A 13,529-nucleotide genomic window follows, 5' to 3' on the forward strand; every position below is an offset into this window, starting at 1 on the left:
ATGGTTTCTTAATAGTTGTATCCGATGGAAATGTGGGCAAAGTTTACGCCGTTATTTTCTTCGTAGATGTTGTTGTTGGAGTAGTGTTGGTAGTGGACCGAGGCTTCCCAGTTATCGTCTTCCCCGAAGCGCCAACCGATTCCAAGGTAGTTGTTAAACTGCAATGGCCCGCCAAACTTTCGGCCCGCTAATTCATCACTGCTAAAGATTGAGAGCCCAACGCCGGTATCAATAAAATCGACTAGTGGAAGGGCTGAGCCTTCCCAGCGAAATACCGGTAGCAGATCGATAACATTGTTGGTGGCGGATGAGCTGGAGTCTTTTGCGCTCTGCCACTTAGAATAGCCTGCCTGCAGCGATGGTGTGATGGTTAAGCCGTTGCTAAACGTGGTGGAGGTATCTGAGTACCAGCGTGCGGAGTAGCGCGCAAAGTAAATGTCATTGCCTGTGCCCAGTTCCAAAAGCATGGTGTCTGAACCTAGTGCATTAGTTAATGCTGTGGCAATAACGGTTGCGCCCATAGCGCTTCGCCAGATAGTTGCATCTGCTGCGTGAGCAGCCTGAGTGCCAACGGCACTCAGGCTGATTACCAGCAGTGTGGGTTTGGCGCTAGGCCAATTTCTCCAAGATGAACGAAACGGCACTGCTTTGATTAACATCTTCGCCTTCTCCTGTTTTGCGGCTCTTGTATTCTAAAGTGCCATTTGCAAGTCCTTTGTCACCCACCACTAAGCGATGAGGGATGCCGAGTAGTTCGCAATCTGCGAATTTTACACCCGGGCGTTCTTTGCGATCATCTAGGATCACATCGATTCCTTTCTCTTGAAGGTCTTTGTATAGGGTTTCACAAGCATCGCGAACAGCTTCTGATTTTTCGTAATTCATGGCAACGATGGCCACTTGAAACGGTGCAATGGATTCTGGCCAGATAATGCCTCGATCATCGAAGTTTTGTTCAATGGCAGCCGCTACGATGCGAGACACGCCAATGCCGTAACAGCCCATCCACATGGTTTGTGCTTTACCGTTTTCATCTAGAACGGTCGCTTTCATGGACTCAGAGTAAGTTTGTCCAAGTTGGAAAATATGACCGACTTCAATGCCGCGTTTGATGACGATTTTGCCTTGACCATCTGGAGATGGATCCCCTTCAACCACGTTACGAATGTCTGCGATTTCGAACTCGGCGCAATCACGGGCCCAATTAAGGCCGATGAAGTGGTAGTCATCTTTGTTGGCACCAGCACAGAAGTCGGACAGGACGGCAGCGGAGCGATCGACAATGACGCGAACGCCTGCTTCTTTAAGGCCTTTAGGTCCGATAGAGCCTGGTTGGCAGCCCACTTTAGCAATGATGTCGGCTTCGGTTGCGAACTCAAATGGCACTACTGCACCTTTGATTTTCTCAACTTTAATCTCGTTGATTGCATGGTCACCACGTAATACCAAAGCAATGATAGAAGGTTCGCCTTCTTCGTCTGTGGCTTTGATCAGCATGGTTTTAACGGTTTTCTCAACCGGTAACTTTAAGAATTCAGCCACCGCAGCAATGGTTTTGCAGTTTGGTGTGAAGACTTCTTCCAGGGCTTGTGTGGCAGCATCTGCTTCAGTTTTTGCGCAGATGGCTTCAGCCAATTCAACGTTGGCTGCAAAGTCAGACGAGTCGCTGAAAGCGATATCATCTTCGCCAGAGTCGGCAAGCACATGGAATTCGTGAGAATAAGCACCACCGATAGAGCCTGAATCCGCTTGTACTGGACGATAATCTAGGCCAATTCGGTCAAATACGTTGCAGTAGGCTTGATGCATCACATCGTAAGTCTCTTGCAGAGATTCTTGTGATATGTGGAAAGAATATGCGTCCTTCATCACGAATTCGCGAGAACGCATGACGCCAAAGCGAGGGCGCACTTCGTCACGGAATTTGGTCTGAATTTGGAACATGTTAAGCGGCAACTGCTTGTAACTTGTGAGTTCGTTGCGGGCAAGGTCCGTTATGACTTCTTCATGGGTTGGGCCCACACAGTAGTCGCGGTCATGACGATCTTTTAGGCGCAGAAGCTCTGGGCCATATTTTTGCCAACGGCCAGTTTCTTGCCATAGCTCTGCTGGCTGTACACCAGGCATCATCACTTCAAGGGAGCCTGCTTTTTGCATTTCCTCGCGGACGATGTTTTCAACCTTTTTAAATGTCTTGATGCCAGTGGGTAGCCAAGTGTACAAGCCTTTAGATACTTGGCGGATCATGCCTGCGCGTATCATCAGTTGATGGCTTGTGACCACAGCATCAGAAGGTGCGTCACGTAAGGTAGAAAATAGGTAGTTGCTTGCACGCATAGTGTTATTCGTCTTTCTAAAATTTAGTCTTCAATTAACCCGCAAAGCGGAATTCAGTCTGACCTTGAGTGTCAGTGTCTAGCGCAAAAATTCCCCCAGCGTTGGGGAAACTTTTAAGTTCTTCTTCTGTTTGAGCGCCACGGCAAGTGGAGACAAATAGAGTCTTCATGTCTTTGCCGCCGAAAGCGACCATGGTTGGATAAGTGGCAGGGACAGGGTATTCCGCCAAAATGTCCCCTTCAGGACTAATTTTGACCACCCGTTGGCCTTGGTAAAGAGCGGACCAATAGTTGCCTTCAGCGTCGACAGCGGCGCCGTCGGGGCGGCCGTTGCCACGAGGGAATTCAATAAATGTCCGCTTGTTTGTGGCTTTTCCCGTCTCTACGTCGTAATCAAATTGATAGACAATATGGTTGGGGGTATCCGAATAGTACATAGTTTTGTGGTCTGGAGAGAAGGCCAACCCATTAGATGTCCAAGCCGCTTGATCGAGCAAAAGTTGCTGACCATTTTCGAATTGGTAAAGGCCGCCAAGGAAAGCGTCTTTAGGGGAGTACATGGTGCCTGCTAAGAAGCGACCTTTAGGGTCACAGCGGCCATCATTAAAACGGGTGGTTTTTTGATCGTAGTCCGCTAGCCAATAAGGGATTAATGGCGCATTGAAGTCTGCAAAGGTATAGACACCAGAGCGAAATGCAGCAATGAAGCCGCCATTTTGGGTGAGTGAAAAACAGCCGATTTCTTCGTCAAACGTTCGCTTTGCGTGATCGCCAGTATCGAGATGGAAGGCGTGTAACTCAAAGGAGTCAATATCCACAAAATAAAGAGTATTGGTTTGCTCATCCCAGCGAGGGCATTCGGCGAGTTTGGCTTGTGCGTCAAGGACACAACGCATTTCCGTCATGGGGACTCCAAGTCATTGGCAACATTTTAAATTAGAGTGCTATAGTGCGCATCTAGCGCGGTAATGTAAATAGGAAGTCATGGACATGTTTGAATTAGATACGGTTTTAGAAAAAGACTCTGTCTGGGTTGGAGATTTCCCCTTGAGTCAGTTGCGGTTAATAAACAACAGTCATGTGCCTTGGTTTATACTTGTACCACGTCGAGAGGAGGTAGAAGAACTTCATCATTTGCAGCCGGAAGATCGTATGCAGGTGATGGCAGAAAGTTGCCTCTTGGCGGAAATGATGCAGGATGTATTTGCCCCTGATAAGTTAAATGTGGCTGCAATTGGTAATAAAGTGCGTCAATTGCATCTTCACCATGTGGCGCGGAATGTAGATGATCCCTGCTGGCCTGAGCCTGTATGGGGGCAAATTCCAGCTTTGGGTTATACTGAAGAAGAGTTGGCGAGCATTTTGCTAAAGGTTAGGGGATTGTTAGCAGAAGATCTTACTTTTTAGTTGATAAGCCAATGAGATGATGTATGGCGTGTTGTTTGTTGATTGATTAAGTATTGGTTGCAGAGTCAAAAAGCACAAAGGCGGCAAATAATGAGTCTGAGACGGAAAAAGAAAGCGATCGGGAAAGTTGTAAAGCTACTAAATCTCGCAACTTCGACCAACTCAAGCGAGTCCAGTATGGCATTTAGGCATGCTGAAGCCATCATTCTCCAGAATGGCTTAAATCAAGGGGATATCCCCATGTATCAGCTGTGTGATCGAACCACATTGTTCAAAGTGAGCTGGAGCGGGCCGCCACGCCATGCTAAGACAGCAACCAATACTGTCAGTACTTCAGAGCATGTGTCTCAGCGTCGTTTTTCTGAGAAACCGGTAGATCCTCAGAAAGCCTACGCTAATGCGAAGACTATTCTTGATGATGATTCAGTGGATTTTGAATCAGAAGTCGATTTTTCTAATCAATCAGAATGTAATGCCCAGCAAGCGGCTGCCAGTGAGGACTCGGTTACTGAGTCGTCCAAGTCTCAAGATTCGGGAGATGAATCTGCAGCTGAGCAGGTAGCGGCCGAGCCAGAGCTAGAATCTGTGGATGACCCAGTGGATTCGGTAGAACCCGCAGAAGAATTAAACGAAGATGTTATTTGTGAAGAAGTAGAAATGGAAGCCAGTAAAGATCCCGACGACATACATGCAGAGCCCGCCGTGGCGGAAGATCGTTTTGCCACTCATGATAATGTGATTGATGCGGCCCAAGCATTTCGTCCTTCTGGGGAAGCCTTCAAGGAAACTCTTCGTAATCAATACGCATCTAGCAATCCTGACGTGCCTTTTGAGCAAGATGGCTATTGGTCGAAGGTTCATGATCGTTTGATGGACTTTGATGAATCCACTATTCAGTCTGAGATTCAAGGGTTGGAAAGCCAGCTTATTCTTGCGCAAGAGTCTTTGTCTGCTCGACGAGCCCAACGTGCTGCCATTGAGTTAGAAGAGCAGAAAGAGCGTTCTGAACGTGCTCGCATCGAGCAAAGCTTTGAAGAGGCTATTGAAAGAGCTTTCCAAGCTCGGGCTCGTGCTTACGAAGCATGGGAGACTGAGCGTTCAGAATTGCGGATAAGCTCTTTGCGTGCTGAGCAAGATGCCCAACAAGGTTTTGAAGAGCTCAATGCTAAGCTGGAAGGTTGTAAAGAGCAGTACACCCAACACGTGCAGATGAAAGAAGACTATCGCGCTGCGAAGATCATGCATGAGTTGCGTCGTCATCTGTCCCTAGCAGCCAAGGGAAATGATTCAGCTAAAGAGTCTTACGATGCTGTGATCACCATCATGACAGAAAGCGGTTTAACTCTGCGGGATCTTGAGTTTTCGGACATTCAAAACAAGAGTTTATTTATCCGTTTGCTAGAGCGTGAAAGCGCGCAAGTTTCCGATGTACATGAGCGTGAAGTGTATACTGAAGAAATGCTGGATAAGTTCTTGATGGCAAGCCGTTCAAAAGCGGAGCCGAAAGTGTCTGAAAACCCAGTGGAGCGGGTTCAGCGTATGCTGAAGAGTATCGAAGGTGTCAGTCAGTTTGAAAGTCAAAAAGTCATCGAGCAAGTGTTACGCCTAATGGAGGCGCATCAAATCAGTGTCCGTGATTTGAACTATGGTTGCATCAATAAATATTCTGTTTTCGTGAGCTTGATTAATTGGGAGGCGGAGCAGATTCCATCATTGACAGAGCGCGAGAATTTTACTTCGTCCATTCTTGAAGAGTATGTGCAGTATTCCGTGCGACATCCTCATTCGTCTCAGAAAGCCTGATTCAGCCTTGAGTATAAAAAAGCCTCCTGCATACGGAGGCTTTTTTGTTGGTTGGGAATTAATATTGATTTTGTGAATGGCTGGTATATTTGCTGAAAATTTTAGTAAAACCTTTTAATGCGTCAGCGCATCTTTTAACATTCTGCTTCCTCATAAAAGCATAATACTCAGCAGGAGAGTCGCATGAGCATTATTAAAGAAGATGATCTGATTTCCAGCGTGGCCGACGCACTTCAGTTTATCTCTTACTACCACCCTCTAGATTTTGTTAAAGCCGTCCATGAAGCCTACGAGCGAGAAGAAAGCCAAGCAGCAAAAGATGCGATGGCTCAGATTCTAATTAACTCTCGTATGTGTGCCGAAGGTAAGCGTCCGATCTGTCAAGACACAGGCATCGTGACAGTATTTGTAAAGGTCGGTATGAATGTTCAGTGGGAAAGCGCTATGAGCGTCACTGACATGATTAACGAAGGTGTGCGCCGTGCTTACTTGCACCCGGATAACGTACTGCGTGCGTCCATTCTGGATGATCCTGCTGGTGCCCGTAAAAACACCAAAGACAATACTCCTGCTGTTATTCATATGGAAGTGGTTCCTGGTGACACAGTTGAAGTGCATGTTGCTGCGAAAGGCGGTGGCTCTGAGAACAAATCTAAAATGGCAATGTTGAACCCATCTGACTCAATTGTTGAGTGGGTTAAGAAGACAGTACCTACGATGGGCGCGGGCTGGTGTCCTCCAGGTATGTTGGGTATTGGTATTGGTGGTACGGCTGAAAAAGCCATGTTGATGGCGAAAGAGTCCTTGATGGAACCCATCGATATCCATGAATTGAAAGCTCGTGGCCCACAAAACCGTGCAGAAGAATTGCGTTTAGAGATCTTTGAAGCGGTTAACAATCTAGGTATTGGCGCACAAGGTCTTGGTGGCCTAACGACAGTACTAGATGTCAAAATTATGGATTACCCAACCCATGCCGCGTCTTTGCCTGTTGCTATGATTCCAAACTGTGCGGCAACTCGTCATGCGCACTTCGTACTGGATGGCTCAGGTCCTGCGGATCTAGTTCCACCTTCTTTAGATGATTGGCCAGATATCACTTGGGAAGTGGGTGACAGTGTTCGCCGTGTGAACTTGGATGAAATCACCCCTGAAATGGTGAAAGAGTGGAAGCCAGGTGAAACCATCCTATTAAACGGTAAAATGTTGACGGGCCGCGACGCTGCTCACAAGAAAATGGTTGAGATGATTGCTAATGGCGAAGAATTGCCAGTAGATCTCAAAGGGCGCTTTATTTACTACGTTGGGCCTGTGGATCCAGTAAAAGACGAAGCGGTAGGTCCAGCAGGTCCAACCACGTCGACACGTATGGATAAATTCACCCATACCATGCTTGAGAAGACAGGTTTACTTGGCATGATTGGTAAAGCAGAACGTGGTCCTGTGGCAATCGAAGCGATCAAAGAGTTTGGTGCTGTCTATCTGATGGCGGTCGGCGGTGCTGCATACTTGGTGTCTAAAGCCATTAAGAAAGCGGATGTAGTAGCCTTCCCTGAAATGGGGATGGAAGCCATTTATGAGTTCGATGTGGTGGATATGCCGGTGACTGTTGCGGTGGACGCGGCAGGTACTTCCGTTCATTTGACTGGTCCAGCCGAATGGAAAGCACGCATTGAAGAGCAAGTGATCGAAGTGAAATAACGCCTCCTTCAATTGTAAAGACGCCCCTATGAGTGGATCTCAGGGGGCGTTTTTGTTTTTTTAGGGGGCAATACGTCAGTCGATTAGTAAAAAGTGTCAGCACATTGAAAAGAGGGATTTAATTGTGCGCTTACTACCATACTATCTAAGAGTCAAACGACTTTACATTTAAAAGGGTTGATTATGGTTAAGATGCTTTTAGCAGACGACGATGCTCGTCTTTCAGACTTAGTAAAAGAGTACTTTGATGGAGAGGGTTACGAAGTAACTCATGCGTGGAACGGACAAGAAGCATTAGACTACATGGAACAGGATCGCCCTGATATCGTGATTCTAGATGTGATGATGCCGGTACTTGATGGCTTTGAGACTTTGAAGCAGATACGTAACAAGAGCTCTATCCCCGTCATTATGTTGACCGCGAAAGGCGATGATATTGATCGCATTCTAGGTCTTGAAATGGGGGCAGATGACTACTTGTCTAAGCCGTTTAATCCGCGTGAGCTGTTGGCCCGTATCAAGGCAATCTTGCGTCGTTCTTCCCAAGAGAAAGAAGACGATCCAATGTCTGACTTGGAGCTATCTGACGTATTGCTTCGTCGTCGCGACCGTACCGTTTACTTGTACGAAGAAGCGATTGAGCTGACCACATCTGAGTATGCTTTGCTTGAGTGTATGATGATGGTGCCTGGGCAGGTGATGACTAAACAGGAATTGTCAGAAAAAGCGCTAGGTCGTAAATTGACTATGTACGACCGCAGTTTGGATATGCACATCAGTAACTTGCGTAAGAAGGTCGGAAACTTCGATAATGGTGAGCCGCGTATTAAAACGGTTCGTGGCGTAGGTTACATTTTTGTAGATGGTGCTGAGGGTTAAAATTGAGATGGTTGCCTGATTATATGAAGAACACTTTTCTCCGTGTTTTTTTAGTTGTTCTATTTTCCAATATTGTGGTCGTGGCCATTGGTCTTGGAGTAGTAGACTTTATTGAAGATAGAAATCAGGTATCCGCAGATGTCTTGGGGGATATAGGTGTCACTCTCGTTTCTGTATATGAAGAAGAGGGGGCTGATGCTTTAACAGATCAGGCCCAGCGCTTCGAAAAGAGACTAGATGGCAGCATCTATATCTACCAAGAGAATGGTAAACCGCTGTTGCGTCCTTTACCGAAAAATTTCAATAATAACTCCGGATTAGATTCTTCCTTAGAAGATGGCGCCCCTTCGCCTTCCGCTGATTTTCGCCGCAGCCAGTTTATTCAAGTGGTGGGGTCGAAGAATACTCAATATTTGCTGGTGTTTCGCCCTAATCCCACAGCAGACTTTGTTGGTCCTTGGGGGATAGCGTTTTTATCCCTGCTGGGCTTGTTAGTGTCCAGTGGTATCTTGGCCTATTGGTTATTGGGGCCTTTGCTAAAACTGCAGAAAATTACACGTCAATTTGGTCAAGGTGAGATGTCTGCCCGTGTGGATGGTCGCTTAGTGCGTCGTCAAGATGCCATTGGTAACTTGGCTCGTGAGTTTAATGAGATGGCGGAGCGTCTCGGTACCTTGTTGGACTCAAAAGAGCGGCTTTTGCGGGATGTGTCCCATGAGCTCCGTACGCCATTAGCGCGTATCGAAGTGGCTTTAACGATTGCCGAAGATAAGCAAGGTCAGCCCGCTCAACAAAACTACCTTGATCGTATTCGCAATGAATTGCATGAGTTGGATGAGCTCATTGGTGAGGTGTTGACCTTATCTCGGTTAGAGGCTGCTTCGTTAGAGAAAAAGCAGATTGAACTTCAGCCTTGGTTGGATGAGATTGTTTCAGACGTGCAGTTTGAGTCTCAGCTCAGAGGTATTTCTATCAGTCGTGTCGGGGCAACACCAAAACACTTGAATGGTGATGCGGTGCAATTGCGACATGCAGTAGAAAACGTACTGCGAAACGCGTGTTTTTACGCAGGCGATGGCGGTGTGGTTGAAGTGGAGTCCAGTGTGGTTGATAACCGAGCCGTTATTTCCATAAAAGATAATGGCCCTGGTGTGCCGGATGAGATGCTAGATAAGATTTTCCATGCTTTCTTTCGCTCCTCGTCCGCTCGGGAGGCCAACAGTGGTGGCTTTGGTGTCGGGTTAACAATTGCTATGCGTATTGCCCATACTCATAACGGTGAAATACAGGCACTTAATCGTCCAGAAGGTGGCTTAGAAGTGCGCTTTTGCTTTCCCTTATAAACTTCTTTTCATTTCTACTTGCAATTACAGCGTCAGACTGTAGTATCCCCATCCGCAAGTTGGCCAGGCAGTCGCCGCCCAGTCTCTGGGGGGAGGAAAGTCCGGGCTTCGCAGGGTAAAGTGCCAGGTAACGCCTGGGGGGCGAGAGCCTACGGAAAGTGCAGCAGAAAATATACCGCCTAAGCAGTTTACTGCCGGTAAGGTTGAAATGGTGCGGTAAGAGCGCACCGCGCGACTGGCAACAGTTCGTGGCATGGTAAACCCCACTTGAAGCAAGACCAAATAGGAACTCATCGGTGTGACCCGCACTGAGTTCGGGTAGGTTGCTCGAGCTATGTAGCGATGCATAGCCTAGATGAATGGCTGTCCACGACAGAACCCGGCTTATCGGCCAACTTGCATTCTTCTCTCCTTTTGTATGTCTATATTTTTCCCAGTGCTTATTTCTTTTCTCATACAAGTTTTGCCCCATTTTTTATCCACAAACGCCTAAAACTCAAAAACTCCGTGTATTCAAAGTGTAAGTTTTCCCCTTTGGAGCAGTTTTTTTGGGTTTTTTTTTACCATTTGGAAAAATTAGTGTTAAATTGTGGGTTATGGTGTCGATAAGTGGGTAATGGGCGTGTTTAGAGGAATTCATCAGGTCAGCGTGGATGCAAAGGGGCGAATGGCGCTCCCGGCACGCTTACGCGATGAGTTTCTTCAATACGATGAGCCCAGTGTGGTAGTGACGATCGATCCAGCGTCTAGGTGTTTGCTGCTATATCCGGTGCAGGAATGGGAGCAAATTCAGCAAAAGTTGGATAAGTTGCCGTCTTTTCAGCCTCAAGCGAGACGTTTACAGCGCTTGTTGGTGGGGCATGCGACAGATTTGGACCTGGACAGCGCAGGACGGATCTTGCTTCCAGGGCCGTTACGGGACTTCGCTAAGATTGCACGCAAGTCCACCTTGTTAGGGCAAGGTAAAAAGCTCGAGATTTGGGCTCAGGAAGAGTGGGATGCTCAGCGTGAAGAATACTTGTCGGAAACGAATTTAGAAAATTTAGAACTTGATAGCATGATGGATATATCTCTATGACAGATAGCACCCCAGAACATATTAGTGTGATGCTGAATGAGTCGGTCGACATGCTGGTGACAGATGACGCCGGTTTTTATGTTGATGGCACCTTTGGCCGAGGTGGTCACACGCGACTTGTGCTGTCCCGTCTATCCAATGGGCGAATGCTTGGGTTCGACAAGGATCCTGTGGCTATTGGTCATGGCAAAGCTCTCGAAGCAGAAGATGACCGTTTTACCATTGTTCAAGACAGTTTTGCCAACATGGCTGAACATATCCCTGATGTTTTTGGTGTCGAGAAAGTGGACGGTATCATGATGGATCTGGGGGTGTCCTCTCCGCAGCTGGATGATGCTTCCCGTGGCTTTAGTTTTATGAATGATGGTCCCCTTGATATGCGCATGAATCCTGATGCAGGCATGAGTGCTGCTGAGTGGATTGCAGTTGCTCCAGAAAAAGAAATTGCTGATGTCATGTACCAATACGGTGAGGAAAGATTTTCCCGTCGTATTGCAAAGGCCATTGTTAATTATCGCACCGATACTCCAATAACTACGACCAAGCAATTAGCCAAAATTGTGGCAGAAGCTCATCCAGCTTGGGAAAAAGGTAAAAACCCAGCCACTCGTGCTTTCCAGGGTATCCGCATACATATCAATAATGAGCTTGGGGATCTAGAGCAAGGGCTTGAAGCGGCCGCGGCGGCTTTAAAAGTGGGTGGACGTCTAGTAGTGATTAGCTTCCATTCCTTGGAAGACCGAATTGTTAAGCAGTTTATGAAGAGGATGTGTAAAGGGCCGGATTTGCCTCGTCATTTGCCGATCCAAAATGCTCACTTAGATATCCATTTTAAGACGGTTGGTAAGGCGCTTAAGCCCTCTAAAAATGAAGTGGGTGACAATGTGCGATCTCGCAGTGCGGTATTGCGAGTTATGGAACGGATAAGTGAATAATCCGAACGTCAAGCCGCTGTCATTTCTTGTTTCCTTGCTGGCGATGGGAGTGATGGCGATTGTGTTAGTGGTGCAGGTTTATGACTTCCGCAAGGATTTCGCTTACCTGCAAAAGCTAAAGAAAGATGAAGTGAATTATGAAGTGGTGTGGGGGCAGCTCTTGCTGGAACAAAGTGCTTTAACCCAGCCAAGCCGTCTAGAGCAGGCGGCTATTCGAGATTTAAATATGCATGCCCCGAGTCAGGATGAATTGGTCATAGTGAAGCCATGAGTACAAACGAGATTAATAACCAACCAACGAAGTGGCGGATTTACCTAGTCTACTTCCTCGCATTTGTTCTGTTCTCAGTGGCGGCAGGGCGTTTGTTTTATTTGACGGTTCTAGATAAGGAATTCTTAAAGAACCAAGGTGAAATACGGGCGGTGCGTACGGAATCTATTCCAGCGACTCGCGGTATGATCCTTGATCGAAATGGTGAGCCCTTAGCCGTCAGTACTCCTACTTGGACAGTGATTGCCGATCCCCGTTCTTTATGGGCGCTCGATACTGTGCCTGCTGGAGCGCTTGATCCCACTAAAGAGCGTAAAACAGCGAAACAAGAAATAGCGCGCCTAGCAGAAGTAATGGGGGTGGGCCGAGCTTGGTTGGAAGAGCGTTTTGAGACCAACCGTAACAAAGGGTTTATGTACCTTAAACGTCAAATTCCGCCCCATGAAGCCCAAGCAATCCTTGAGGCAGGTGTTGTAGGTGTTAGTAAGATTAAGGAATACAAACGCTTTTATCCGGCTGGGGAAGTGGCTGCTCAAGTCGTCGGCTTTACCAATATTGATGACAAAGGTCAGGAAGGTATTGAGTTGGCCTACGATAAAGCCTTGCAAGGAAAGCCCGGTAAATTGTCTTATGTTAAGGACCTTAAAGGTAATATCATCAGTGTGCTTGGCCAAGAAGTACCCGAACGAGCAGGGGAAAATATTGAGTTAAGCATCGATATGCGATTGCAGTACCTAGCCTATCGAGAACTCAAAGCAGCGGTCACCGAGCAGCGAGCAACCTCGGCTTCGGCCGTCATTTTGGATGTGCGTACCGGCGAAATTTTGGCAATGGTGAATCAGCCCTCCTATAACCCTAATGATCGTTCTGATTTAGAGTATGATCAGCTGCGTAACCGAGCTGTTATCGATTTGTTTGAGCCGGGGTCTACCATGAAGCCGTTTTCTGTGACGGCGGCCATGCGTTCTGGTCAATACACAACAGAGTCCATTATTGATACCTCTCCAGGCTATATTCGCTTTGGGCGTTACACCATTCGAGATTTGGGCAACTATGGCAAAATCAATTTGGAGAAGCTTCTGGTTAAGTCCAGTAACGTGGCAACCTCCAAGATCGCATTGTCTTTGCCTCAAGACACTATTTGGAACATGTTTTACGAACTGGGTATTGGTACGCCAGTGGGGATTGGTTTCCCCGGTGAAGCAACGGGCGTATTGCCAATGCACCCTAAGTGGCACCCCTCTGAAATTGCAACACTGTCCTATGGATACGGCCTTTCAGTGTCTACTCTTCAGCTAGCACAGGCATATATGGTGTTAGCAAATGGTGGTTACAAAGTGCCAGTCACTATTTTTAAACAAGACTTGCCGCCTGATGGGGAGCAAGTGGTACCAGCTAACATCGCCCATGATGTAGTAGGGATGTTGCAGCAAGTGGTTGCCCAAGGGGCCAAAAAAGCTCAGATTCCTGGCTATAATGTCGCGGGCAAAACCGGTACGGTGCACAAAGTGGGAGCTTCTGGCTACCAGTATGATCAGTACGTCTCATTGTTTGCCGGTGTAGTGCCTGCGACAGATCCACGCCTAGCTATGGTGGTCATGGTCAATGATCCGAAAGGGCAAGAGTATTACGGCGGTGAAGTGTCTGCGCCTGTTTTTTCTCGGGTCATGGAGGGGGCGCTGACTGTGCTGAATATCCCGCCAGACAGACCTGAAGGGTTGCGCGAGGTTCGTCTCGAAACGAAAACCCCATATCGCATCGTGCAGGGGAATTGAT

The 13,529-nt window shown here is 47.4% G+C and carries 12 protein-coding genes and 1 other RNA gene; 10 read left to right on the plus strand and 3 right to left on the minus strand.

Annotated features, from left to right (window positions below; all coding sequences use genetic code 11):
- Nucleotides 1-8: 8 nt before the first annotated feature.
- From ACZ5DR_RS11925 to ACZ5DR_RS11935, 3 genes are read right to left on the minus strand one after another with little or no spacing between them, the layout of a single operon-like run.
- Entirely contained in the window at nucleotides 9-659 is a 651-nt protein-coding gene (locus ACZ5DR_RS11925; RefSeq protein ID WP_377369629.1) for an acyloxyacyl hydrolase, read from the minus strand.
- On the minus strand, nucleotides 610-2,337 hold the full coding sequence (locus tag ACZ5DR_RS11930) for a proline--tRNA ligase (protein WP_377369631.1): 1,728 nt from the start codon (nucleotides 2,335-2,337) through the stop codon (nucleotides 610-612). The genes ACZ5DR_RS11925 and ACZ5DR_RS11930 overlap by 50 nt, the downstream gene beginning before the upstream one ends.
- A 34-nt stretch (nucleotides 2,338-2,371) precedes the next feature.
- Nucleotides 2,372-3,241: an SMP-30/gluconolactonase/LRE family protein gene (locus ACZ5DR_RS11935; protein ID WP_377369633.1), complete on the minus strand. Its 870-nt coding sequence runs from the start codon at nucleotides 3,239-3,241 to the stop codon at nucleotides 2,372-2,374.
- A gap of 85 nt (nucleotides 3,242-3,326) precedes the next feature.
- Here ACZ5DR_RS11935 and ACZ5DR_RS11940 point away from each other — a divergent pair, with 85 nt between their 5' ends.
- From ACZ5DR_RS11940 to ACZ5DR_RS11985, 10 genes are all read left to right on the plus strand, one after another.
- Entirely contained in the window at nucleotides 3,327-3,743 is a 417-nt protein-coding gene (locus tag ACZ5DR_RS11940) for an HIT domain-containing protein (RefSeq protein ID WP_377369635.1), read from the plus strand.
- A gap of 177 nt (nucleotides 3,744-3,920) precedes the next feature.
- Nucleotides 3,921-5,546, plus strand: coding sequence for a hypothetical protein (locus ACZ5DR_RS11945; protein ID WP_377369637.1), 1,626 nt, complete (start codon nucleotides 3,921-3,923; stop codon nucleotides 5,544-5,546).
- A 183-nt stretch (nucleotides 5,547-5,729) separates the two neighbouring features.
- Nucleotides 5,730-7,247 carry a fumarate hydratase gene (locus ACZ5DR_RS11950; protein WP_377369639.1) on the plus strand — a complete coding sequence of 506 codons (1,518 nt, stop codon included), beginning with the start codon at nucleotides 5,730-5,732 and terminating at the stop codon, nucleotides 7,245-7,247.
- A gap of 183 nt (nucleotides 7,248-7,430) precedes the next feature.
- The gene (locus ACZ5DR_RS11955) at nucleotides 7,431-8,126 is read left to right on the plus strand and encodes a response regulator transcription factor (protein WP_377369641.1); all 696 of its coding nucleotides are present in this window, start codon (nucleotides 7,431-7,433) and stop codon (nucleotides 8,124-8,126) included.
- Between the two features lie 23 nt (nucleotides 8,127-8,149).
- A complete protein-coding gene (locus ACZ5DR_RS11960; RefSeq protein ID WP_377369643.1) occupies nucleotides 8,150-9,469 on the plus strand; it encodes a HAMP domain-containing sensor histidine kinase in 1,320 nt (439 codons plus the stop codon).
- 55 nt (nucleotides 9,470-9,524) lie between these two features.
- Nucleotides 9,525-9,872: RNase P RNA component class A (rnpB, locus tag ACZ5DR_RS11965), an RNA gene on the plus strand.
- A gap of 219 nt (nucleotides 9,873-10,091) precedes the next feature.
- Nucleotides 10,092-10,547 (plus strand): division/cell wall cluster transcriptional repressor MraZ, encoded by a 456-nt coding sequence (gene mraZ / locus ACZ5DR_RS11970; protein WP_464543919.1) that lies wholly within the window; start codon nucleotides 10,092-10,094, stop codon nucleotides 10,545-10,547.
- Nucleotides 10,544-11,482, plus strand: coding sequence for a 16S rRNA (cytosine(1402)-N(4))-methyltransferase RsmH (rsmH, locus tag ACZ5DR_RS11975; RefSeq protein WP_377369647.1), 939 nt, complete (start codon nucleotides 10,544-10,546; stop codon nucleotides 11,480-11,482). Before mraZ ends, rsmH begins: the two co-directional genes overlap by 4 nt.
- On the plus strand, nucleotides 11,475-11,753 hold the full coding sequence (ftsL, locus tag ACZ5DR_RS11980; RefSeq protein ID WP_377369649.1) for a cell division protein FtsL: 279 nt from the start codon (nucleotides 11,475-11,477) through the stop codon (nucleotides 11,751-11,753). The genes rsmH and ftsL overlap by 8 nt, the downstream gene beginning before the upstream one ends.
- Nucleotides 11,750-13,528 (plus strand): peptidoglycan D,D-transpeptidase FtsI family protein, encoded by a 1,779-nt coding sequence (locus ACZ5DR_RS11985; protein WP_377369652.1) that lies wholly within the window; start codon nucleotides 11,750-11,752, stop codon nucleotides 13,526-13,528. Before ftsL ends, ACZ5DR_RS11985 begins: the two co-directional genes overlap by 4 nt.
- Nucleotide 13,529 lies beyond the last annotated feature (1 nt).

The sequence above is a fragment of the Marinomonas vaga genome, from assembly GCF_055388305.1.